Origin of the sequence: Campylobacter concisus, from assembly GCF_002913865.1 — a bacterium.
Taxonomy (GTDB): Bacteria; Campylobacterota; Campylobacteria; order Campylobacterales; family Campylobacteraceae; genus Campylobacter_A; species Campylobacter_A concisus_AM.
Window position 1 is genome coordinate 33,741 of sequence record NZ_POYX01000058.1, and the last position, 23,335, is coordinate 57,075.

The 23,335-nt window shown below is 41.7% G+C and carries 24 protein-coding genes; 1 reads left to right on the plus strand and 23 read right to left on the minus strand.

Annotation, left to right across the window (positions count from 1 at the left end; translation table 11 throughout):
- Nucleotides 1-79: 79 nt before the first annotated feature.
- The 7 genes from CYP77_RS03875 to ileS all read right to left on the minus strand — a co-directional run bounded on the left by CYP77_RS03875 (nucleotide 80) and on the right by ileS (nucleotide 8,475).
- Nucleotides 80-433 carry an MmcQ/YjbR family DNA-binding protein gene (locus CYP77_RS03875; RefSeq protein ID WP_103566490.1) on the minus strand — a complete coding sequence of 118 codons (354 nt, stop codon included), beginning with the start codon at nucleotides 431-433 and terminating at the stop codon, nucleotides 80-82.
- A 286-nt stretch (nucleotides 434-719) separates the two neighbouring features.
- Complete coding sequence (locus CYP77_RS03880; RefSeq protein WP_103566695.1) at nucleotides 720-1,514, minus strand: carbon-nitrogen hydrolase family protein; 795 nt, start codon at nucleotides 1,512-1,514, stop codon at nucleotides 720-722.
- Entirely contained in the window at nucleotides 1,507-1,698 is a 192-nt protein-coding gene (gene xseB, locus CYP77_RS03885; protein ID WP_004317712.1) for an exodeoxyribonuclease VII small subunit, read from the minus strand. The genes CYP77_RS03880 and xseB overlap by 8 nt, the downstream gene beginning before the upstream one ends.
- A 3-nt stretch (nucleotides 1,699-1,701) precedes the next feature.
- Nucleotides 1,702-2,808 carry a homoserine O-acetyltransferase MetX gene (gene metX, locus CYP77_RS03890; protein WP_103566486.1) on the minus strand — a complete coding sequence of 369 codons (1,107 nt, stop codon included), beginning with the start codon at nucleotides 2,806-2,808 and terminating at the stop codon, nucleotides 1,702-1,704.
- Nucleotides 2,808-4,256, minus strand: a complete 1,449-nt coding sequence (gene guaB / locus CYP77_RS03895) for an IMP dehydrogenase (protein WP_103566481.1) — start codon at nucleotides 4,254-4,256, stop codon at nucleotides 2,808-2,810. Before guaB ends, metX begins: the two co-directional genes overlap by 1 nt.
- Nucleotides 4,257-4,260: 4 nt before the next feature.
- Nucleotides 4,261-5,619, minus strand: a complete 1,359-nt coding sequence (gene gatA / locus CYP77_RS03900) for an Asp-tRNA(Asn)/Glu-tRNA(Gln) amidotransferase subunit GatA (RefSeq protein ID WP_103566477.1) — start codon at nucleotides 5,617-5,619, stop codon at nucleotides 4,261-4,263.
- A gap of 99 nt (nucleotides 5,620-5,718) precedes the next feature.
- The gene (gene ileS, locus CYP77_RS03905) at nucleotides 5,719-8,475 is read right to left on the minus strand and encodes an isoleucine--tRNA ligase (protein ID WP_103566471.1); all 2,757 of its coding nucleotides are present in this window, start codon (nucleotides 8,473-8,475) and stop codon (nucleotides 5,719-5,721) included.
- Nucleotides 8,476-8,570: 95 nt separating this feature from the next.
- Here ileS and CYP77_RS03910 point away from each other — a divergent pair, with 95 nt between their 5' ends.
- Nucleotides 8,571-9,668 (plus strand): CinA family protein, encoded by a 1,098-nt coding sequence (locus CYP77_RS03910; protein WP_103566467.1) that lies wholly within the window; start codon nucleotides 8,571-8,573, stop codon nucleotides 9,666-9,668.
- Nucleotides 9,669-10,111: 443 nt separating this feature from the next.
- Here the strand turns inward: CYP77_RS03910 and CYP77_RS03915 are convergent, their stop codons facing one another.
- The 16 genes from CYP77_RS03915 to CYP77_RS03990 are packed head-to-tail and all read right to left on the minus strand — an operon-like array spanning nucleotide 10,112 to nucleotide 23,222.
- On the minus strand, nucleotides 10,112-12,340 hold the full coding sequence (locus CYP77_RS03915; protein WP_103566462.1) for a hypothetical protein: 2,229 nt from the start codon (nucleotides 12,338-12,340) through the stop codon (nucleotides 10,112-10,114).
- Nucleotides 12,337-12,855: a LolA family protein gene (locus CYP77_RS03920; protein ID WP_103566458.1), complete on the minus strand. Its 519-nt coding sequence runs from the start codon at nucleotides 12,853-12,855 to the stop codon at nucleotides 12,337-12,339. Before CYP77_RS03920 ends, CYP77_RS03915 begins: the two co-directional genes overlap by 4 nt.
- Nucleotides 12,852-13,280, minus strand: coding sequence for an acyl-CoA thioesterase (locus CYP77_RS03925; protein ID WP_103566455.1), 429 nt, complete (start codon nucleotides 13,278-13,280; stop codon nucleotides 12,852-12,854). The genes CYP77_RS03920 and CYP77_RS03925 overlap by 4 nt, the downstream gene beginning before the upstream one ends.
- On the minus strand, nucleotides 13,277-14,887 hold the full coding sequence (locus CYP77_RS03930) for a glycosyltransferase family 2 protein (protein WP_103566450.1): 1,611 nt from the start codon (nucleotides 14,885-14,887) through the stop codon (nucleotides 13,277-13,279). Before CYP77_RS03930 ends, CYP77_RS03925 begins: the two co-directional genes overlap by 4 nt.
- Nucleotides 14,884-16,440 carry an AMP-binding protein gene (locus CYP77_RS03935; RefSeq protein ID WP_103566446.1) on the minus strand — a complete coding sequence of 519 codons (1,557 nt, stop codon included), beginning with the start codon at nucleotides 16,438-16,440 and terminating at the stop codon, nucleotides 14,884-14,886. Before CYP77_RS03935 ends, CYP77_RS03930 begins: the two co-directional genes overlap by 4 nt.
- On the minus strand, nucleotides 16,430-16,975 hold the full coding sequence (locus tag CYP77_RS03940) for a hypothetical protein (RefSeq protein ID WP_103566442.1): 546 nt from the start codon (nucleotides 16,973-16,975) through the stop codon (nucleotides 16,430-16,432). Before CYP77_RS03940 ends, CYP77_RS03935 begins: the two co-directional genes overlap by 11 nt.
- Nucleotides 16,965-17,210, minus strand: coding sequence for an acyl carrier protein (locus CYP77_RS03945; protein WP_012140380.1), 246 nt, complete (start codon nucleotides 17,208-17,210; stop codon nucleotides 16,965-16,967). The genes CYP77_RS03940 and CYP77_RS03945 overlap by 11 nt, the downstream gene beginning before the upstream one ends.
- A gap of 2 nt (nucleotides 17,211-17,212) precedes the next feature.
- Nucleotides 17,213-17,470, minus strand: coding sequence for a phosphopantetheine-binding protein (locus tag CYP77_RS03950; protein WP_103566439.1), 258 nt, complete (start codon nucleotides 17,468-17,470; stop codon nucleotides 17,213-17,215).
- Nucleotides 17,454-18,263 carry a lysophospholipid acyltransferase family protein gene (locus CYP77_RS03955; RefSeq protein ID WP_258032358.1) on the minus strand — a complete coding sequence of 270 codons (810 nt, stop codon included), beginning with the start codon at nucleotides 18,261-18,263 and terminating at the stop codon, nucleotides 17,454-17,456. Before CYP77_RS03955 ends, CYP77_RS03950 begins: the two co-directional genes overlap by 17 nt.
- Nucleotides 18,190-18,858: a beta-ketoacyl synthase chain length factor gene (locus CYP77_RS03960; protein WP_103566429.1), complete on the minus strand. Its 669-nt coding sequence runs from the start codon at nucleotides 18,856-18,858 to the stop codon at nucleotides 18,190-18,192. Before CYP77_RS03960 ends, CYP77_RS03955 begins: the two co-directional genes overlap by 74 nt.
- Nucleotides 18,858-19,274, minus strand: coding sequence for an excinuclease ABC subunit A (locus tag CYP77_RS03965; RefSeq protein WP_103566425.1), 417 nt, complete (start codon nucleotides 19,272-19,274; stop codon nucleotides 18,858-18,860). Before CYP77_RS03965 ends, CYP77_RS03960 begins: the two co-directional genes overlap by 1 nt.
- A 12-nt stretch (nucleotides 19,275-19,286) precedes the next feature.
- The gene (locus tag CYP77_RS03970; RefSeq protein WP_103566693.1) at nucleotides 19,287-20,540 is read right to left on the minus strand and encodes a beta-ketoacyl-ACP synthase; all 1,254 of its coding nucleotides are present in this window, start codon (nucleotides 20,538-20,540) and stop codon (nucleotides 19,287-19,289) included.
- Nucleotides 20,540-21,259 (minus strand): 3-oxoacyl-ACP reductase FabG, encoded by a 720-nt coding sequence (fabG, locus tag CYP77_RS03975; protein WP_103566420.1) that lies wholly within the window; start codon nucleotides 21,257-21,259, stop codon nucleotides 20,540-20,542. The genes CYP77_RS03970 and fabG overlap by 1 nt, the downstream gene beginning before the upstream one ends.
- A complete protein-coding gene (locus tag CYP77_RS03980; protein ID WP_258032357.1) occupies nucleotides 21,252-21,692 on the minus strand; it encodes a thioester dehydrase in 441 nt (146 codons plus the stop codon). The genes fabG and CYP77_RS03980 overlap by 8 nt, the downstream gene beginning before the upstream one ends.
- Entirely contained in the window at nucleotides 21,692-22,858 is a 1,167-nt protein-coding gene (locus CYP77_RS03985) for a beta-ketoacyl synthase N-terminal-like domain-containing protein (RefSeq protein WP_103566413.1), read from the minus strand. Before CYP77_RS03985 ends, CYP77_RS03980 begins: the two co-directional genes overlap by 1 nt.
- Nucleotides 22,845-23,222 carry a hypothetical protein gene (locus CYP77_RS03990; RefSeq protein WP_103566409.1) on the minus strand — a complete coding sequence of 126 codons (378 nt, stop codon included), beginning with the start codon at nucleotides 23,220-23,222 and terminating at the stop codon, nucleotides 22,845-22,847. Before CYP77_RS03990 ends, CYP77_RS03985 begins: the two co-directional genes overlap by 14 nt.
- Between the last annotated feature and the right edge of the window lie 113 nt (nucleotides 23,223-23,335).

Sequence of the window (23,335 nt, forward strand, 5' to 3'; positions counted from 1 at the left end):
TTTAGCTCTTGCAAATTTTATCCTTAAGTTTTTCGTGATTTTAACAAAAACTACTAAATTTAAGGCTGAAAAATGGCTTTTATTTGCTTAGCGTAAAGCTTTCATCTATCAGGTCAAAAACTGTTTTTTGTGGGATTTTTGAGTTTAAATTTACACTTATCCAGTGCTTTTTATTCATGTGATATGCTTTAAAAATTTGCCTCTCATCAACTAGCACCATCGCTAGATCAGGGCTGCATTTTAGGTTTAAAACTTCTATCATCTCGTCACTTTTAAGACCTAGCTTGCTAGCGTTTAGCTGCATAAGTAGCGCAAACCACTTCTCATTTTTCTTGTGACGAAAGACACTAAATTTTGGATATTTTGGGAAAATTTGCTCACCAAAAATGTCAAATTTCTCTTTTATATATTTTTCAATCTCACTTCGTTTCAAATTTCACTCCGAAAGGCTAAATTCACAAAATTTAAATTCATGCGGTGCGAAGCACTGAAGCATGCACCTCTAACGTCGTAAGGGTCGGGGGTTGTTAAGGGGGAAGGGTACGACTTCGTAATTCAAGTCCCTTCCCCCTTATATCAAATTTGCCCTAGAGTTTTAAGCAAGAAAGCAAATCTATTTGTCCCTGAAAGCTGGCATATCGCTCGCATAAACTCCGCTCGCAGCCCTGATAGCTCTTGCTAAACTCGCTCTTTTCAGCCCAGGCGCAGCGTTTCACTTCCTACTTCCTAAATTTCGCCTCTATCTGCATAAAGCCCCAAGTGCTTCTAGCCTCGCTAAGCTCCTTTTTGCTAAGCTCATCGATCATCATCTCTTCATTTTTGCCAAGTCTGTTTTTCACCTCGCCAAATGGGCTAATAAGCATCGAGTCGCCGTAAAAACTCCACTGCTCGTCCTCGCTCTTGTGGCTTCCCACGCGATTTACACGAAGCACATAGAGGTTGTTTGTAAAGGCTCTAACCTTTAAAAGCTCCTCCCAGCGCGCCTGCGAGAAAAACGTGCAAGCCGTTGGCACAAGCACGATATCGACCTTTTTAGCGCTCATATACGCCCAGCACACGTCAAAATGCGCCTCGAAACCAAACATAACGCCAACCTTAAATTTCTCATAGGTAAAGATAGGTAAATTTAGCTCCTCGCTTGCGTTGCTAAAAAATTTAGCCTCGTTCCAGTGCGCGTAAGGCATGAGAATTTGCTGATCGTAGAGTTTTACTTGGGTTGGACTAAATTTGGCTAGGCTCTTAAAAATTTCCTTGCCTTTTAAATTTATGATAGGCGCGATGATGTTTAGATCATACTTTTTTGCCATCGCAAATAGCGCCTCTTTTTTGCGCTCACTCTGCTCTTTTATGAGGCTTTTTGGCATGGTGGCAAGCTCTTTAAAGAAGCTATTTAGCACGTATTCGCCAAGGACAACTAGCCTTGCATTTTCATCCGCGCAAATTTTAAGGTAATAATCAAGCCTGGCCTCGCTTAATGGCTGCGTTGGTAGCTGAAGGGCGCAAATTTTACTCATCATCCACCTGCTTTATGCTAAGTTTTGCATTTTCTAAAATTTCTCTTGCCTCATTTAAGAGTTTTTTGCCCTGTTCGTGCAGCTTTATGCTGTTTTCTAAGCTCACATCATCTTTGTTTAGATCGTTTAAAATTTTATCAGCAAGGGCTAATTTCTCTTCAAAACTTTGCTCTTTTTGCTCCATTTTCTATCCTTTTAATATATTTTTTATATATCCATCAAATTTTTCTATCTCGACCAAAAAGGCGTCGTGGCCGTAGTTGCTATCTATCTCAACAAAATTTGTTTTTGCGCCTCTGCCCATCTCGCAAAGTGCGTCATAAATTTCTCTCATGCAGCTTGGCGGAAAGAGTAGATCGCCTTTAAATGCGATTAGATGCAAATTTGCTTTGATCGGCGCAAGAGCGTCTTTTAGGCTATCGTAGTGCCTTGTGCAGTCAAAGATATTCATCATCTTTACGATATATAGGTAGCTTAGCGGGTCAAACCTCTTTGGGAAGTTGTAGCCGTTATACTCCATGTAGCGATCGACCTGAAAATGCCCAAAAAGATCGTAAAGGCCGTCAGTTTCTACGTAGTTTCGTCCAAATTTTTTATCCATGCTATCAGGGCTTAAAAAGCTGATGTGCCCTGCCATCCTGCCGTAAGCCATGCCTTTTAGCCCATTTTTTCTTATAAATTCCACGTCGTATTCGCCGTTTTTGAAATTTTCATCGTATAAAATGGCTTCTATGGCGATCTTGTTAAACGCTATCGCCCAGGGCTTCGTCTGATAGGTGCTTGCTAGCATTATGATATCTTGTGCAAATTCAGGAAACTCGATAGCGTAGCAAAGTGCCTGCATGCCGCCAAGACTGCCGCCTATCACGGCTCTTGCCCTTGTGATGCCAAGCTCGCTAAATAGCCTCATCTGCGCCTTTACCACGTCGCTTATGGCAAGGACTGGGAAATTTAGCCGATACTCTTTGCCGCTACTTCTATCAACGCTTAACGGCGAGGTCGAGCCAAAGCACGAGCCTAGGATATTTACGCAGATGACGTAAAATTTATCGGTATCGACCGCTTTTTTACTGCCTATTAGCCCGTCCCACCAGCCAGCTTTCTCATCGCCTGCGTAGGTGCCAGCTGCGTGGTGCGAGCCAGTTAGGGCGTGGCAGATCACGATAACGTTGCTTTTATCAGCATTTAGCGTGCCGTAAGTCTCGTAAATAAGCTTGAAATTTGATAGCATACGGCCACTCTCAAGGTAGAGTGGCTCGTTAAATTTAATAGTTCTAGTTTGCAGGTCTAACACTAATTAACTTTGTAGTTTGGTGCCTCGTGAGTGATAACTACGTCATGGACGTGGCTCTCTTTTAGTCCTGCGCTTGTTATCTCGACAAATTCGGCTCTTTCTTGAAGAGTTGGGATATCTTTTGCGCCGACATAACCCATAGCACTTCTTAGGCCGCCTATTAGCTGATGTATCACATCTTTTATACTGCCAGCAAATGGCACACGGCCCTCGATACCTTCAGGCACAAGCTTGTCTTGAGCGGTGCCCTCTTGGAAGTAGCGGTCAGAGCTACCCTTTGTCATAGCGCCTATTGAGCCCATGCCGCGATATACTTTGTACTGGCGACCTTGGAATGTTATAAGCTCACCTGGGCTCTCTTCGCAACCTGCAAGCAAGCTACCTGCCATAACGCAAGCAGCACCTGCTGCAAGAGCTTTTGCCACGTCGCCTGAGTATTTTAAACCGCCGTCTGCGATAACTGGGATGCCATATTTTGCTGCTTCGCTTGCACAGTCGTCAATCGCTGAAATTTGAGGCACACCAACGCCAGCAACGATCCTTGTAGTACAAATAGACCCTGGTCCGATGCCCACTTTTATGCCGTCAGCTCCTGCTTCTGCTAGGTCTTTTACGGCTGCTGGGTTTGCGATATTGCCAGCTACGACATCAACTTTGAAATTTGCTTTTACCTCTTTTAAAGTGTCTATGATGCCCTTTGAGTGACCGTGAGCCGAGTCGATGACGATGACATCTACGCCAGCATCAACAAGTGCTTTAGCGCGCTCTATCTGACCCACGCCAATAGCCGCAGCCACGCGAAGTCTGCCGTAGCTGTCTTTGTTTGCGTTTGGATACTCTTTGCGTTTTTTTAGATCTTTTATGGTGATAAGACCGTCAAGTCTGCCGTCTTTATCGACGATAGGTAGTTTTTCAACCCTATTTTGAGAGAAAATTTTCTCCGCATCATCAAGCGTGCAGCCCTTTGGTGCGGTTATAAGCGGTGCTTTTGTCATGCGGTCTTTTACCAAAACGCTCATATTTGTCTCAAATCTCAAATCGCGGTTTGTTAAAATTCCTATTAGTTTGCGGTCTTTGTCGATGACTGGAACGCCTGAAATATGAAGATCTGACATAAGGCTTAGAGCTTCAGCCACGGTCGCTTCTGGATTTATAAAGATAGGATCGATGATAACGCCACTTTCACTTTTTTTAACGCGCTTGACCTCTTTTGCTTGGCTTTCGACGTCCATATTTTTGTGGATGACGCCGATACCGCCGAGCCTCGCCATCATGATAGCAGTTCTATGCTCAGTCACCGTATCCATCGCAGCAGAGACTATCGGGATATTTAGCGTGACATTTTTGCTGATCCTGGTTTTCACATCAACTTGCTTTGGCAAAATTTCAGAGTATTGTGGCACAAGAAGCACATCCTCAAATGTTAAAGCTCTCTTTACTATCTTCATATTTTTATCCTTTTATTAAATTTTCTAGGCTCTTAGCACCATTTATCAAGGTCTGTTCGTCCCACGCTTTTGCGATGAGCTGGGCGCTCACGTTCAAATTTTGATCATCTTTGCCAACTGGCACAGAGATAGCTGGTAGGCCTGCTAAATTTACGCTGATCGTGTAGATATCGCTTAGATAGGCTTGAAGCGGATCGCTGTGTGCTCCAAATTTATAAGCTGTGCTTGGAGCAACTGGCATGAAGATAAGGTCATTTTCTTCTAAAATTTTCTCATACTGAGCTTTTATATGCGCTCTTGCTTTTTGCGCTTTGATGTAGTAAGCATCGTAGTATCCGCTACTTAGCACAAATGTACCAAGTAAAATTCTCCTCTTCACCTCGTCACCAAAGCCCTCTGAGCGTGAGTTGATATATAGCTCTTTTAAATTTCTAGCCTCTGCACGCCTGCCGTATCTTACGCCATCGTAGCGGCTTAAATTTGCGCTTGCCTCTGCGGTTGCGATGATGTAGTAGGCAGCGACGTCATATTTTGAGTCTTCAAAATTTGTGTAAGTTACGCTGTGACCGTGTGATTTTAGCTTTTCAATAGCTAAATTTAAAGCGACTTTTGTCTGCTCACTTGCGTTTTCTACGTAGTTTTTGATGACACAAATTTTTAGCTTTTTGTTGCCATCTATCTTGTCGCTAATGCTAACAAACGGCACATCTGCGCTCGTGCTATCTTTTGGGTCGTGTCCAGCGATCGCGTCATATAAAATGGCTGCGTCTTCTACGTTTTGAGCGATAGGGCCTATTTGATCAAGGCTGCTTGAGTATGCGCCAAGGCCGTATCTGCTCACTCTACCGTAGGTTGGCTTAAAGCCCACACATCCGCAAAATGCCGCTGGCTGACGGATCGAGCCACCAGTATCGCTACCAAGTGCTGCGACTGCAAGACCAGCTGCGACTGCTGCTGCTGAGCCGCCACTACTGCCGCCTGGAACGTGAGCGTGATTTAGTGGATTTAGTGTTTTGCCGTAAAATGAGCTCTCAGTCGTGCTTCCCATCGCAAATTCATCCATATTTGTGCGGCCAAATGGAGCTAAATTTTTGCTAAGTAGCTTTTCGATGACAGTTGCGTTATAAGGTGCTACGTAGCCTTGTAAAATTTTTGAGGCACTTGTTACGTTCCAGCCTTTTACTTGGATGTTGTCTTTTATAGCGATAGGCACGCCCTCGCCTAGTTTTGCGATCTCTAAATTTGCTAGCTGCTCGACATAAGCGCCAAGCTCTTTTTCTTTTATAATCTTTGCCTCAAGCTCGGCTCTTAAATTTCTTATCTCTTCAGCTGAAAATTTCAAAGCTTCTTTTAAAGTTACCACTATTTTTATCCTTTAAATTTATTAACCAAAAATATGCCAAACAAGCTAACAACGACCACCGCAGCGATCGTTGTGACTATGATAGTTGCGCTTACTGGCTCACTTAGCACTTATGACCTCTTCACATCTTGGGCATAGCGCATCTTCTTTGCTAGCGTTAAATTTCCAGCATCTTGGGCATTTGTGAAGGTTGCTTGCTATGATCTTAAATTTATCACCCTCAAGCTCAAACTCAGCTAGTGGCTCGCTATCATCATAAGCTCTAACTGAGCTTACCATGTAAAGATCGGACACTTCGCGCTCGTCGTAGCCTGTGATGTTGTGGCTAGTTGTCTCTAGGCTTAGCTCTAGAGTTGATTTTATCTTTTTATCCTTTTTAAGAACATCCACGATCTCGTTAAATTTCTCCCTGCTGGCAAAAAGCAGCTCATCTTCAAAGCTAAGGTCAAATTTGATAGGCTCATAGACTAGATCAAACGCGTCTTTTGCGTCGCCTTTGATGATCTTTGGAGCATAGTCCATCACCTCATCAACGGTGTAAGTAAGCGTTGGAGCGATGAGTGGCAAAAGTGCCTTTGTGATGATAGCCATCGCGCTTTGAGCAGATCTTCTTCTTGGGGTGTCTTTTGCATCGCAGTAAAGCCTATCTTTGCAAACGTCAAGATATACGCCACTAAGATCGGCTGAAAGGAAATTTAAAAGGATGTTAAAACCCTTTGAAAAGTCATAATTTTTAAAGCAAGCGCTCGCCTCGTCAAAGACCTTTTTAGCGCGCGCTAGTATCCATTTATCAAGGATGTTAAACTCTGTATTTAGGCTCTCAAGGTCATTTACGTTTGCTAGTAAAAAGCGGATCGTGTTGCGGATTTTGCGGTATTGCTCGCTTATTTGTTTTAATATATCTTCGCTTATTTTTAGATCACTTGAATAATCACTCATGCCAACCCAAAGGCGTAAAATTTCGACGCCGTGAGTTTTAGCCACGTCTTGTGGAGCGATAACGTTGCCCTTACTTTTACTCATCTTCTCGCCTTTGGCATCGACGGTAAAGCCGTGAGTTAGTATGCTCTCATAAGGTGCGTGAGAATTTACAGCCGTGCTTACTAGAAGTGAGCTTTGAAACCAGCCTCTGTGCTGATCTGAGCCCTCTAAATACATGCTTGCAGGGTATTTGCCAGCGTCGTAGTTGTCGCTTTGCAAGACCGCATGCCACGTCGAGCCACTATCAAACCAAACGTCAAGGATATCCATCACTTTTTCTAAATTTTCAGCCTTGTATTTTGAGCCCTTTGGTAAAAGCTCGTCTATGCTTAGCGCCCACCACGCATCAGCGCCTTTTTCTTTGAAAATGCCTGCGATGTGGTCTAAAATTTCACTATCAAATATAACTTCTTTTGTCGCTTTGTCTCTGAAAAACGCGATCGGCACGCCCCAGTCACGCTGACGAGAGATACACCAGTCTGGGCGATTTTCTATCATCGAGCCTATTCTTTTTATGCCAACGCTTGGGTAGAATTTAACCTTTTCAAGCTCTTTTAGCGCTGTTTGCCTAAGCGTTTTGCCACCTAGTTTAGCCTCGTCCATAGCTATAAACCACTGCTTTGTCGCTCTATAAATGACAGGCTTGTGCGTTCTCCAGCAAAATGGATAAGAGTGTCTAAATTTAGAGACGCTAAGTAAATTTTTGCCAAGTAGCTCTAAAATTTTCTCATTTGCTTTAAAGATGTGCATACCGACAAACTCATCTACCACGTCGCTTCTAAACAGTCCGTGATGCTTCAAGCTCTCATCGTAGCAGCCACCGTCATCAACTGGCATCAAAATTTCACTAAAGCCATATTTCAAACATACGTAGTAGTCGTCCTCGCCGTGTCCTGGCGCTGTGTGAACAAGTCCAGTGCCGCCGTCCATCATAACGTGATCGCCTAGTAAAAATCGCGACTTTCTGCCGTTTAGTGGATTTATCGCGTGAGCATTTTCAAGCAGGCTTGATTTAAACTCTTTTTTGATCTCGCCCTTGCTTAGACCACTCTGCACAACGCTTTCAAGTAGTGGCTTTGCAAAGATCAAATTTTCAGCTGTTAGCACGTAAATTTCATCTGGATTTAGGCTTATAGCTTGATTTGCTGGAAGTGTCCAAGGCGTAGTCGTCCAGATAACTGCACTCGCCTCTTTTACGCCAAGCTTTTCTAGCGCGTCGCTATCAAGCTCAAATGCTACGTAAATAGAATAGTCCTCTTTTTCCTCGTACTCGACCTCAGCTTCAGCCAGCGCTGATCTAGCCGCCCAGCTCCAATAAACTGGCTTGCTTCTCTCTACTAAAAGCCCCTTTTTAGCGATCTCGCAAAGTGCTTTGTAGATGTCAGCCTCAAACTCAAATTTCATCGTCATGTATGGATTTTCAAAGTCGCCGATGATACCAAGGCTTTTAAATTCATTTCTTTGAATGTCTATAAATTCTCTCGCGTGCTGCCTGCAAAGCTCCCTGATCTCGACCTTGCTAAGCTCTTTTTTCTTATCGCCAAGCTTTACTTCGACTTGCTGCTCGATAGGCAAGCCGTGGCAGTCCCAGCCTGGCACATAGCGGACGTTTTCGCCGTAAAAATAGTGCGTTTTTGTGATGATATCTTTTAAAATTTTATTTAATGCGTGGCCGATGTGTAGGTGTCCGTTTGCATACGGAGGGCCGTCGTGGATGTTGAAGCTTTTAGCCGCATTTTGGCGGTTTTTCTTCATTTTTTCATAAACCTTGCGCTCTTCGTACCATGATTTTAGTCTTTGTGGTTCATTTTGTGGGAGATTTCCGCGCATCGGGAAATTTGTCTCTGGGAGTAAAAGTGTCTCTTTGTAGTCCATTTTTTACCTTGATTTTAAAATTTGCTAATTTTACACCTGTGCTGGTTAAATCACACTGAAAAATAGTATAATGAGGCAAAAAAAGGAGCTAAAAAATGAGACAAAGTATCTTGATAATAGGCGAAGATCTTGAGATAAATAGAGAATTTCTAAACTACATTTTTCAAAGTTACGAGGATCATTTTGGCGAGCTTGGAGTGGTGAGCTTTGCTCCCAAAAATAGCAAAGAGCTACCTTTTATCATCGAAAATTTATCAAAAGATTACGACTTTGTAAGCATTTTTGGCTCGGATGAAAATTTTGCCATCGCTGCAAAGATCATAGCGACGCTAACTGGGGGCTCGCTTGAGCTAAAAGATAGCACGACACTTGCGCTTAAAGATAGCTTAGACTACTCAAAAAATAGCTTTTTAGCTAGCTTAAATAACGCTCAGATAAATCTCATAAAAGCTAATCCAAATGAAGAGCTAGGTGAGTTTCTCACCGAGTACGAGCCTGATTTTAGCTACTTTCATCTAATAGACATCGACGCAGATAGTGCTAAGATCCTTATGTTGCCACTTGCTAAAACTTATGAGGTCGATATCACCCTTGCGCAGATCCTGCCAAATTTGATACTAGTAAGGGCAAAAAGCAATAAATTTGGCCAGATCGAAAGCTTTTTACAAGGGGTAAAAACACTATTTTCGCAAAAATTTATCCCGCAAAAAGATGTGATCAAATTTGTAGCAAAAAGGCTCATGCAAAAGGGGCTTAAAATTTCATTTGCCGAGTCTTGCACGGCTGGGCTTGCGGCGGCTAAATTTGCAAGATATGGCGGCATCTCGGCTAGCTTTGATGGCTCGTTAGTAACTTATGCAAACCATATAAAGCACGAGTGGTTGGGCGTTGAGGATGAGATTTTAGATACTTACGGAGCTGTGAGCGAGCCTTGCGTAAAAGCAATGGTAAAAGGCACGCTAAGCACGACAAATGCGGACTTTGCGCTTGCTATTAGCGGTATCGCAGGACCTGGTGGGGGCACAGCTAGCAAGCCAGTTGGTACGGTATATGTCGCAGCTGGCGATAGAGACGGCAACATCGAGGTTGAGAGGCTACTTTTAAAAGGCGAGCGCAACTACGTTAGAGAGCAAAGCGTGCTAAGCGCCTATCTATGCCTACTTCGCCTAAAAAGCGAGATATTTTTCGCTTAAATTTAGCTAGCTAAAAATATGACAGCAATTTTAAAAAGCCAAATTCAGTAAGATTAAAATTTAAATTAATATTTGCTATTGATGCCAAGGCGCAAACAGATAAGACAAAAGCAAATACTTGACATTTTAGCGCGGAGCGGCATTGAGATAGAGCAAATTTGCCATATACTTGCCTTAAAAGAGCTTTATAAAGTACGCTAAAATGGGTGGCTACACTATCTTTTTAGGTGGTTTTATCGCGTCCAGTAAAAAAATAGCGGCTGGGTAAATTTAGCAGCTGGAAAATTTAAATTTATGCAGCATTACGGCGCTTTATTCCGTGCAAATTTAGACAGCTCACAAGAGCTAAATTTGCAGAATTTACTAAAAAAGCAAACACCATATAAATTTCCAAACCAAAGCTAACAAAATACGAATGCGCTACACTATGGGCTAAATTAACTCTAAATTTCTATCTTTTTACAAGATAAAACGCTAGCACATAGCCCATATATCAGCACGCAAAGGCTAACACTTAGCCCAAAAACGCTAAGAGCGGCGGTCTGGCTAAACGAGAGTGTGAAAAACGAGATAAAACTCGTGATAAATGCGCAAAATATCCCATAAATTCGCTCTTTTTCGCTAAGGCTCTCATTTAGCGCAAATATCATGTAGTCAATCCCCACAGCGCTTGCAAGGATGAGCCCAAAGACGCCAAAAATGCTTAAATTTACGCCAAAAATGGCAAAGATAAAGAGCGTAAGAAGCACGCCAAAGATGATGATGCCCATGACAAGCGCCGAAACAAGCGCACTAAAGTAAAACCACAGCAGTAAAAACGCGACCACAAGCGCTGCTATTTTTAGTTTTAGAGCTAGCTCTTTTGCCTGCGTTAGGCTCTCATTTAGCGAGTCAGCAAAATTTAGGCTAAAAGCGTTGTTGCGAGCTAGCACCTCATCACTTTGCGCCCCTTTTACAAAGCCACTCGCGTAGGATACACTTGCATTTTCATCAAGTATAAATTTCTTAAAATCTTTCATCGATTTTAAAGCTAAAATTTCACCAACACCAAGCTCTTTTTCGCTCAAAACCTTTAAAATTTCACTTCGCACTTCATCTTTGCTAAAGCCAAATTTCTCATAAATCGCGTAAATTTGCTCATCATCAAGTGCCTTTTTAAAGGCCTCTTTTAGCTCAGACTGCTCGCTTTTACTTAAAAATATATCGCTTAGTGAGCTCTCATCTTTTATCAAATTTCTCTTTTTTAGCTCATCTAAAAGGCTCTTTTCATCTCCTAAAATGTCACCGCTAGATCTTGTCACTATCATCGTGTTTTGGTTGTTGCCAGTTAAGCTTAAGATATAAGAAGAGTCCGCTAGCAGGCTCTTTGGCATATTTGAGTAGTCTTTTACATTTTCGCTTTTTGATAAATTTTTAAGGTCAAATCCAAGAAAAATAGCTAGTAAAACAAGCGAAATAGCTAAAAATTTAGCCCCCAAATACCTTGCAACCAAGTCTGAGAGATCACAAAATTTAGTTAAGAACGCGTCAAAAACCTTTGATCTATAAAATTTCACCCCGTCAAAGACCAAAGGCATGAAAAAGTAGCTAGCTAAAAAGGCAGCTATAAGCGCAAATGCCGAAAATAGCGCCACCTCTTTAAGTAGCCTAAGATCAGAAAATGTAAAAGCAAGATAGCCACTAAGCGTGATAAGTAGGCCTAGCAAGAAAATTTTTAGCATATTTTTTATGCTGCTAGCCCTGATCGCTTCGCCCTCGTTTTTGCTAAGCCAGTGCAAAATGTAGTCAAACATGAGGCCAATGAGGCTTGTGCTTATTAAAATAGTAAGTATATTTAGCTCATTTAGGCAAAGCAAAGTACCTGCAAATGCTACGCTAAAGCCAAATGCAGCGATAAATATCACATAAAAAATTCGCAAATTTCTAAAAGCAAGCATCAAAAATATAGCGGTTAGGCTAAGCGAAACCACGCTCATATAAAGGCTCTCGCTCTCGTTTTTTTGCTTTGAAAACGCCTGATAAAGCGCACTTGAATGCACAAAAAGCTCGTTTTGCCCGACTTTTAGCGCATTTAGCTCGTTATAAAATTTTATTAGCCCCTCGCTCGAAGCTCCCTTTTTTAGTTCGCCTTTTAGCAAGAAAAAGCTCTTTTTGCCGTCCTTTGCCTCAAGCATGAGATCTGCTAAATTTAAGCTTACGTTGCCATTTTTTGCGCTAAAACCGCTACTTAGCGAGAAAAAATCATCATTTACATTTAAAAGCCTAAAGCTAAAGCTATTAAAAATTTCCTCTGCGCGCTTTTTAAAAAAAGCGTTTTTATCGTTTTTTAAAAGCCCCAAATCAGCCCTACTTAAAAGTGCGATCTTTGAGCGGTTGATGTCACTTTTTATATCATTTAAATTTATGTCAATCTTCGCCTCAAAGCTCTTAAAAAGCGAGCTTTTAAGCGCTAGGCTTTGTACGTTTTTGGCTAGCTCTTTGGAATTTACTAGCACTAAAAAATTTGACGCCATCTCATCTTGCACCTCTTTTAGCACCTTTGCCTCTTTGGCGTCTTTGAAATTTATCAGTGAAAAGATGTCGGTTTGGACGTTTTTTAGGCTCGCAAGCGAATATCCAAGAGAGGCTAAAAAAACAAAGATAAAAGCCAAAATCGTGGCTAGTTTTTTCATTTTATACTAAACTCATTTAGCGTTTTATCGCCGCTTACCTCATCAAGCTCGATCTTTTTTACCGCCTTGTCGCCACTTATCTTTATGGTTTTAAAAATTTGTTTAAAGAGTAAATTTTTAGGGCTTAGCTCTATGCTCCACTCTTTTAGACTGCCGCCTGTCTTTATGTCAAATTCTTTCCTAAGCTCGCTCTCATCAAGGCTGATGATAGCAAGAAATAGCTTTTCATCAAAATTTGCGCTCGTCTTTTCAAGCTTGCCATTTTCGTTTTTGAAAATGCCATCTTTATTTATAAAAACCTTTGAGATGACTGGCTCAAGCGTATCCCAGTAAAGACCGCCATTTTCGAGCCTAAACTCGCCCGTGCTTTTTATGCTTTTGTTAAAGCCAGCCAAGCTCTTTGTCTGCGTGAAATTTCCACTTACGCCATCTGTTTTTACTATATTTTTAAGCTCAGCTAGCTCATAGCCAAAGCAAGATATAAAAATGGCTAAAAAAAGAGCTATTTTTCTCATCTTTTCTCCTTTTCATTGTAGGCTTTAAGCGCCTTTTTTAGGGCGTCTGGCATCTCAAAGCAAGTTTGCAAGTTCTTCATCTCGATGACAGCTTGCGCGGTATTTGCCTCGCTTAGTTTTTCGCCCTTTTCATTTTCTATAAGGTAGTGAAATTTCAAAAAAGTTTCACACTCGCTAAGCGTCGTTGTAACCTTTATGACGTCGTTAAAAAAGGCTGGGCGCACGTACTTTACGTCAAGCTTTACGATAGGAAAGGCGTAACCATCTTTTTTCATAGCGATGTAGTTGTATCCTAGTTTATCAAGTAGCTCGCAGCGCGCCATTTCTAGGTACTTGACGTAGTTGCCATGCCACATCACCTCCATGCTATCAACGTCAAAAAACGCCACTTTAAATGTGCTAACGTGTGAAATTTCCACTCTCATCTCCAAAAATCAAAAAAGTTAAACCACTGCGACGGGCTCTTGCACGCTCGCTCTTCAAGCTGCCTTACATAGCTTTGCACGTATGGCAGGACGCTTGCCTTGCGGTCGCGACCTAGCTTTATCTCATCAGCGATATCGCTTAGTTCGATGTCAAATTTATCGCCATTTTTTATGCACCAAAGTGCACTCACTTTTACACCCAAAATGCCAGCTAGCAAGTATGGGCCGTAGTTAAATTTAGCCTCTTTACCAAGAAAGCTAAGCCTTATAAATTTATCTCCATTAAGCGGCGTCCTATCGCCCATTATGCCGATATTTACGCCATCTTCAACCGCCTCTTTTAGCTGTATCATCGCTGCTGCATCAAGCTTTTCAACGCTTATTAGTTTGATCTGCCCCTTGCTGATCTGCTCTAAAATTTTATAAAAATTCTCACTACCCTTGCTATAAACCAAGATGATCATGCGAAAATTTGGCGATCTAAGCGAGAGTGCCTTGCAAATTTCTACATTTCCAAGATGGCTTGTAAGCACGATCCTGCCACGCTTTGAGGCTTCAAACTCATCTTTGATGCTGTTAAATTTACTAAGTTCTAGCTCGCTTTCAAGCACGCCATTTTGCCAGATACGAAATTTATCACATATTGCTATGCCAAAGTCATAAAAGTTACTAAAAACGCTAGTTTCCAGCTTTTTGCCGCTAAATTTCTCTACATTTAAAAGAAATTCTCTTATATTTTCTCTCTCAACTTTTGAAAAGAGATAGTAAAAGCAAACAACGATGATAACGATAGGTTTTATGAGAAATATAGGCAAATTTCTAGTTAAAAATAGGCTAACTCTAAGAAAAAATTCGTTCGATCTCTCGCCCTGTTGCCACCATGCGTATTTTTGCCCATTAAAGGCTTTGCCAAGCAAAAATGGCACTAAACTAAAAAAATATCTTGCATGCATGAGGCTTATTAGCGCGTTATCTTTTAGCATTTTAAAGTGCGAAACGCCGCCAGCTTCGTAGCTCACTTTTAGCGCTATCCACTTGATCTCTACGCCAGATCTTATGGCATTTACCAAGATCTCCATGTCAAATTCCATTCTATTTGAGCTGCTTTTAGAGATCGCACTCTCAAGCTCTTTTAGCGGATAAATTCTAAAGCCACACATCGCGTCTTTTATGTCAGAGCTTAAAGAGTTGATCTTGACCCAAAAATTTGTGATCTTTCTACCATAAAACCTCGACTTTGGCGCGTCCTCGCCATATACTGGGTCAGCTAAGATCATATCATGTGGATACTTTCTGCTAAGCTCCAAAAACTCAGCCACCTCGCCTACATCGTGCTGAAAGTCAGCGTCGATCTGAAACGCGTGCGTATAGCCATTTTGTAAGGCGTGCCTAAAACCATCTTTTAGTGCAGCTCCCTTGCCGCCGTTTTGGGCTCTTGTTAAAATTTCTACGTCAAATTCGCTCAAATTTTCCAACGCTTTTTTTGAAGCCTCGTTTGAGCCATCATCGACTATCAAAATGGGTATATTGTAGCTTGCAAGCGCCTCGCAAAGGGCTTTTATCTTCTCTGGATGGTTGTAAAATGGGATGAGAAAGAGCGTCTTCATAAGCCCAGCTTTATCCTACCGCCAGCACTCTTGGTGCCGTTGCAAAATATCTCAAAGTAAATCTTTTCATCTTTTTGCGAAATTTCTATGCAAAGCTCGTCATTTGGCCTTACAAATTTTAAAAATTTCAAATTCTCCACCACGCATTGATCGCCTATTTCTGCGCCAAGCTCTCTTGCAAATTTAAATACAAAATCAAGCTGCACAAAGCCAGGCAAAAGCGGTAAATTTGGAAAATGCTCCATAAAAATACCAAGTGCTGGGCTAAGCTTTGTCTTAAATTTATAAATGCCCTCTTCGCTACTTTTTTCCCAAGAAAGCTCCTCGTTTTTTTCTAAAAGCAGCTTAAAATTTGCCTTTAAAAACTTGCCCTGAGCGTTTTTACAAAGAGAGCTAACGATCTTAAAGTATCTAACACTATTTTTAAACTCAGGCCTTAAAAGCTCATTTAGCCTTGCTACAACGCCCTTTTTACCGCTATCTCTAAAGAGCTTCACACCCTCTTGGCTAAGCTCCAAAAGCGCAACTATACGCTTAAATTTAGGATGCGTGTCGCAGTAGCAGTCTTTTAAAAGACCACTTTCAAACATCTTATTTTCTATACTTATTAGATTGACCCTTTTGTCATTTAGCTTAACGATCCTATCGATCCTGCCTTTTAGCGTGAGCCTGCTGCCATCTATCTGCGCCCAGTCACTAGTTTGAAAAAACTCACACCACGGCGAGCTCACATTTAACGCCTCGTCCTCGTTTAAAGCGGCCTTTACCTTGCTAAAAAGCAAAAGCTCATCGCCTAAATTTCTAGCAACTATGCCAGTTTCGGTGCTACCATAAATTTCAATTATCCTAGCGCTGCTTAAGCTTTCTATTTTTGCTCTTAGCTCGCTCTTTAATGCAGATCCCGCACAGATGATATTTTTTAGACCTGAAATTTCAGCTGCTCTTGGACTAGAAACTAGCGTTTGAAGCAGGACTGGGCTTGTTACAAAGCTTAAATTTGTAAGGTCAAGCTCAAAGATCGCTTCTGGGTAGTTTAACTCCTTGCTAACGGCTTTTGCGCCAGAGATGAGAGGTAAAAAGACTTTAAATGTAAGGCCAAACATATGCTGGTGCGAGACGCTAGCAAAAAATTTATCTCCCTCGCCAAATCCAAGCTCATCTTTTAAAAATAACCCCTCATCTATCATCGCGCCAAGTTTTTTTGGGATATTTTTGCTATTTCCTGTTGAGCCTGAGGTCTGAAGGAAAAATGTAGAATTTTGATCAAATTTTAGATCCATGCTCTTACTAAAGTCTAAAAAATCACCAAAATTTTCATCATTAATGACAAATTTATCCACGCTATATATCGGCTTTGCAAGCAAGATAGGTTTTACGCCAACCCCAAGTGCTCCAAAAAAAGCGGCGCAAAAGTCAAAGCTCTGGCTTAGATAAATTTCTACCTCGCTTAAATTTTTCTCTTTTAAATTTGCCCCAAAAGTAGCCGCATACTCGTAAAGATCCTTGTTGATATCCACAAATTTAAATGTCTTTAGACACTTTTTAAAATCCATTTTCCCTCTTTAAAATAAAAATTTTACGATATAAAATTTCGCCAAAAAACAAAACTCCCATCAAGATATAAGATACAAATGAGCAGTAAATGCTCCAGTAAATTTTATCCTCAAACTGCGCCAAAACAAAGGCGAGAACTGCATTAAAAACGAAAAAACAGCACCAAATTTTAGTTAGTCCTCTTGTGTAGCTAACAACCTTTTCATCCATGTTTTTCTCTTTTAGCCTAGCAAGCCTTGTTATCACCGCCTCGCCCTTTAAGCTGTAAAAAAATACCGCCAAAAAGCCAAGACTTACGATACTTGGATATAAAAGCGCTAAATTTACACTTCTAAAAATAGCACAAACTGCGAAAAATAGCCCAGCCGCTAAGCAAACCTGCCTTGTTTTACCGCTTTCAAAATACGCCCTAGCCAGCCAAAGAGCGCATAGCACGCAAAAGATAAGAGTTGCACCCTTTTGCCAAAAAAATAGCACCAAAGGATAGGCGATGCTTGCTAAAACTAGCGCTATTTTTACTATCTTATGCTTCAAATTTCTTTGCAACGGCTTTTACGATATCATCAAGCGTTTTTACGTTTTTAAAGTCCTCTGGCATCAGCCTATAGCCAGTTTGGCGCTTGATGTAATCAATCATATCAATAGCATCTATACTATCTATCTGTAAGTCCTCATATATCCTAGTTTCAGGCTTTATCTTGCTCTCGTCTATCTCAAAAAGCTCTATCAAAGCCTTCTTTAAAATTTCAAAAATTTCTACTTCGCTCATTGTTATTTCCTATTTTCATAAATGTATTTTGCAAGAGAAGATACACTAAAGAATATATCTTTTAAATTTGCTGTCTTTGAGTCAAGCACGAGGCCATATTTTTTCTGCACGGCAAGCCCAAGCTCTAGTGCATCTACGCTGTCAAGGCCTAGCCCCTCGCTAAAAAGCGGCGCATTCTCGTCGATATCGCTTGGCTTCATATCCTCTAAATTTAAGCTTGTAATGATCAGCTCTTTTATCTCATTAACTAGTTCTTTCACTAAATTCCTCCTTATAAATTTTACTTATCTCTTCGTGTAGCGCCCTCGCCCTTACTGGGCTTGGCCTATCTTTTAAAAACTCACTAACTTCAAATTTCTTTAGCTCTTTGAAGACGTACTTTATCTTTTCATCTGGCGTTTTGTACCATGGCTCATTTTTTCTAAGGCTTCTTGGAGCCATATTTATACCCACGCAAAGCACGATAGACGCGCCTTTTATACCCATATACGCGGCTGCTTTATGAAAGATGATCTCCTCTTTTGTGCGTGTGCCCTCTGGGAAAATGAGCAAATTTTCGCCGCTTTTTAAAACATCTACGCTTTTTTGTAAAAATTCCTCGTTATTTGTGTTTGGTATGTAGTTGCACGCCCTAATGGCAGCAAATAAAAATATATTTTTGCCAAGCTCGCCCTTTACGATGCAGTTTATCCTTTTAAATATTGAGACCAAAAAGACCACATCAAGGAGCGACGGGTGGTTTGCGATGACTAAATTTGAGCTGCCATTTAGCTTAGTAAGCTCAAATTTATAGTCCAGATACCCACAAATTTTAGTAACTTTTATAAAAAATCCCCAAGAAACTCTAACTAGATCTCGGCATAAATTTTGCACAAATTTAAATTTATTTAGCCCAAGAAGCATGACTGGCACTAGTAAAAGATCGCCACTTATGCAAATGAGCGCAAAAAAGAAAAATAAAAATCCAGCTCTTAAAATTTTAAGGCTCATAACTAAAATTCCAAGATGAAAAATGGCTACTGCTTTGCCACGTTTTTGCCAAATTTGGGTCAAAATTTACGATAAAGCTTTGCAGTAAATTTTCTGAAATTTCTTCTTCTTTTTTTACTCTTTTTAGAGTTAAGACTCTCTTATCTTTTGCCTTTGAAACGACGAGCGCTAGCATAAATGATGGCTTTTTCTCATCAAAATAGCTCTGCGATATCGACTCATGATAGGCAAGGATGAGCACTCTCTCGTATCCATCATTTAGCCTTAAAAACGCAGCTTGTAGCGCATCTTCGACTGGACTAAAAGAGGAAATGGCTAGAATTTCATTGTGATTTTTAGCTTCGATGCCAAGAAGCGACGATATAGCGTTATGCACAGAGAGCGAAAACGACGTTGGCGATACTGGCTCAGCCTTTGCTAGCGCAGTTTCTAGCTCAAAGCAGCGATTTATCTCGCCCTCATAGGAGCTAAAAATGACTGGCATGTCAATCTTATCAAAGTCACTAATCAGGCTAAAAGCGCACTTTGCAGCACTACTTAGCCTCCTTCTTTGCATTGGCGGGATCTTTGCTAGATCAAATTCTTTTTTGTATCTAGCTAAATCCTCGCTGATCTCGCCATAAGCTACCACGTCATAAAAATCAACTTGAAATTTCATTATTTCGCGATGTCACCTTTTAGTGTAACGCCAGACATCAAAGAACCGCTGCCGCACTGAAACTGGGTTTTAGAGTTAAATGGCTGTTTTTTGTAATATCCAGTCAAATTTACAACCTTAGTGCCGCCCTCTTTCACCGCTCTTTCTTGAAATGTCTTGATAGCAGAGAGAAGCGCGATCTGGCAAGCCTCTTCGTCACTTTTGTTAAAGCCATTTGTCTTTTTATTGGCTGTTAGGTCTTTAACGATTATGTTGCCTGTGTAGCCTGTGCCAAAGCTAACGCTAATGTTTGGTAGCAAAAATTCTTTAGCCTTTGGACCATTTAAGAAATCTAGTGAGTGATACTTCACGTCATCTCTAGCGCTAAGGCTTGAGGCAAATGCCAAAACGGCAACTAATGAAACTAATCTTTTCATTTTCTATCCTTTTTAAAATTTGTTATCTACTCTTTTAAATATCAAAGATGTATTTACACCACCAAATGCAAAGTTGTTACTCATCACAAAGTCCGTCTTTATCGGCGTTGGCTCCTTTAAGTAGTTTAGCTTTGCACACTCAGGATCAGTTACGTTTAAATTTATAGTTGGGAAAAATAGCTCTTCTCTCATCATCATTATGCTAGCTATCGCCTCCAGCCCGCCACAAGCGCCAAGCGTGTGACCAAGATAGCTTTTAAGCGAGCTAATGGCGATGTCCTCTCCAAAAAGCTCGTTTGTAGCGATACTTTCAGCTATATCGCCATGTTTTGTCGCGGTCGCATGGGCATTTACGTAGCCTATGCTTTTTGGCTCTAGTTTTGCCGCGCGGAGTGCTAAGCTCATCGCCGCTTTCATAGTAGCACTTTGTGGTCTAGTGATGTGCGTGCCGTCACACGTAGAGCCAAAACCAACGACCTCAGCGTAAATTTTAGCTCCTCTTTTTAAAGCGCTCTCTTCGCTTTCAAGCACTAAAAATCCAGCCCCCTCGCCAAGCACCAAACCATCTCTATCTTTTTCAAACGGCGTTGGTGTCAAATTTGGAGTGCTGTTTTTGACACTTGTGGCATAGAGCTTGTCAAAGACGTACGCCTCGCTCACACAAAGCTCCTCAGCCCCACCAGCTAGCATCATGTCTATGCCGCCATTTTTTATGCTCTCGTATGCGTAGCCAATGGCGTGTGAGCCGCTCGTACATGCCGAAGATGTAGGGATGATGCGCCCTTTTAGCGAGTAAAATAGCGCGATATTTGCCGCCGTGGTGTGAGGCATCATTTTTATGTAGGTATTTGCGTTAAAGCCACTATCCATGTCCAAAACTAGCTTTGCCATGTCAAGGATAGAGTCGGTGCTACCAGTGCTTGAGCCACTTGCCACGCCCATCCTGCCATCTTGCACGCTTGGGTCTAAATTTGTAGCCTGCAAGCCTTCGCCATTTAGCAAACCAGCGTCTTTTAAAGCAAGTCCAGCCGCATGCACGCTATAACATGAGACCTTACCAAGGCTTCTTAACTGCTTTCTATCCCACTCCTGCGGGTGTTTGTAGTCTATAATAGGTGCTGCAAGGCGCGTGTTTAGGTCCTTATAGCCCTCCCACTCGCTCATATATCTCACGGCGTTTTTGCCCTCAAGAAATTTAGCTCTCATCTCCTCCCAGCTGTTGCCAAAAGCACTGACTGCGCCGATACCTGTGACAAATACACGCATTAGCAAAGTCCTCCATTTACGCCGATAACCTGCCTTGTGATATAGCTAGCCTCGTCGCTTAGTAGAAATTTAACAAGTCCTGCCACCTCATCTGCCTCGCCAGCTCTTTTTGCAGGTATGGCCTTTAGCACTTCGTCTAAGAAGTCGCTATTTAAAATTTCTTCGCTCATATCTGTCTTTATAAGCCCAGGTGCTACGCAGTTTACTGTTATGCCTCTGCTGGCAAGCTCGACTGCAAGGGCTTTGCTAGCTCCTATGATGCCTGCCTTGCTAGCTGAGTAGTTCACCTGACCTCTGTTGCCAATGACCCCTGAAACAGAGCTTAGTGTCACTATCCTAGCTGGCTTTCTAGCCCTTATCATGGGCATTAGCGCTGGCCTTAGCACGTTGTAAAAGCCATTTAAATTTACATCTATCACGTCAAACCACTCTTCGTCACTTAGCCCCACAAAGGTATTATCCCTTGTTATGCCAGCGTTTAAAATAACGCCGTAGTAGACGCCATTTGCCTCCATATCAGCCTCTATGGCCTCTTTTGCCGTAGCAGTGTCAGCCACGTCAAATGTCAAAAATTTAGCCCTAAGCTCACTAGCCATCTTTAAAAGCTCATCGCTCTTACTTCTTGCGTGAAGCACCACTTCGTATTCATTAGCAAGGCGCCTAGCGATGCTAGCTCCTATACCTCTACTTGATCCAGTTATCAATACTCTCTTACTCACTAAGTGCCTTTTTTACAAATTCTTCATCAGGGCTCATCACGTTTAAAACCGCCCTTGCGCCAAGCTCGCCATTTACAAAAAGCTCGCTGTCATAAACGCCAAATCCGCTCTCATCTTGGATAGAGCACTTTGAGACGATCACTATATCATCGCCCACTTTAAAATACGGCCTAAAAATTTCAAATTTTCTACTACCAAGCAAAAAGCCAAATATCGCCTTCTCGCCGCGCAACTCACGCATCTTTGAGTCGTAGATGCCAAGGCTTTGAGCCATCATCTCTATCGCCTTTTGCGTCATAAATTTCCCATCTTCTAAAAATGGATTTTGCTCATTTATCACGCTTCTTACTTTTATGCTCTCGCCAGGAGTAAATTCTAAAATTTCATCGATCAGGGTTATGGCGCTGCTGTGCGGCAAATAATCACTTATCATCATCTCACTCTTTTAAATATTATCGCGGCGTTATCTCCGCCAAAGGCAAAAGATAGCGACATCGCCGTCTTTACGTCAAATTTCGTGCCGCTTTTTACTAAATATATAGCTTCCAAGCTTTCATCATACTCGCCGTCATAAACATGTGGTGGCAAGGTGCTATTTTCCTCCATGCAAAGCATGGCGCAAATGGCGCTCTCAATAGCTCCAGCAGCCCCAAGCGTATGACCGATCTGTGGCTTTAGCGTGCTTGCAAAAGTGGCGCCAAGCGTTAAATTTACAGCTTTTGCCTCCATTTTGTCATTTGCCTGCGTGCCGGTGCCATGCAAATTTACATAGTCCACGCAGCTCATGCCAGCTCGTTTTAGCGCACCCTCTATGCAATTTACCGCCATTTTTGCGCTAAAATCAGGCTGCGTCATGTGAAAAGCATCGCAGTTTGAGGCTGAGCTAGCGACTACGACGTTTGAAATTTCATCACGGCTTAGCAAAAATAGCCCAGCTCCCTCGCCGATATTTATCCCCTCTCTGTTTTTAGAAAAAGCCTGACTTGGGGCGCTACTTAGGATACTAAGCGAGTTAAAGCCATTTATCGTAAGTGTATTTAGGCTGTCTACTCCGCCGCAAATGACCGCGTCACAAAGCTCGCTTTCAATGAGCCTTTTTGCCTCAATAACCGCCTTGACGCCCGATGTACACGCAGTCGATACGCAGTAGCTTGGACCACTAAGCTCGTAAAAGTCGCTCACAAACTCGGCCACATTTGCAAGGCAGTTTCTGTTTATGCCAAACCTGCTTTTATCAAAAAATCCAGTCGCGATATAGCCTTTAAATGGTTCGAAATTCTCCTCGACGCCACTTGTTGTAGTGCCAAGAACTACTCCCACTCGGCTTTTGCCATATTTTTTGATCGCTCTTTTTATCTCAGCATCGATCTCAAGTATCGTGCTAAGAAGTAAGGCGTTGGTGCGAGTTTTGAAGTGCTCTTTAGTTTTGCTTGAAAAGCTAGGCAAAGTGCCGTTAAATTTACCCACCAAAAACTCATTTTGTGGGTGAAATTCGCAGCTTTTACTTAAAAATCTCTTGCCGCTTAAAAGTGAGCATAAATTTTCATCACTACTGCTACCTGCGGCGCTGATAATGGCTGGTTTGCTAACGTAGATCAACGCTTATTACCTCATAAATTTGATCATCTATCATAAATTTTTGCTCATTTTTTTCATCTTTTATCATCTCAAGCACCTTGGTAAAAAGCTCATTATAGGCGCTATTTGGCGGCAAAAAGCCCAAATTTGCAAACGTGCCGTCCTTTAAAACTCGCCTAGCTTCTGGTGCGCCAAGTGCGTTTACAAGGCTAAATTTATACTCACTTTCACTATTTTGCACATAGAGCATTAGCGGCCCTTTTGAAGAGCCAACCTTAAACGCTTTTAAACTAAAATCCGCCAGCTTTGGCGCATCAAATTTCTTCGCACAGCCAAGAGCTAGAAGCGTTACCGCAAGGATCATAGCTATCTTTTTTACAAGCACTTTTTACCTTTTTAGTGTTCTAAAATCATAAAAATTTAACAATTATATCTTTGCAATGCTTAAATGCAAGGCAAATGATAAATAGATTATTAATAATCAAGTATCTTCTATCC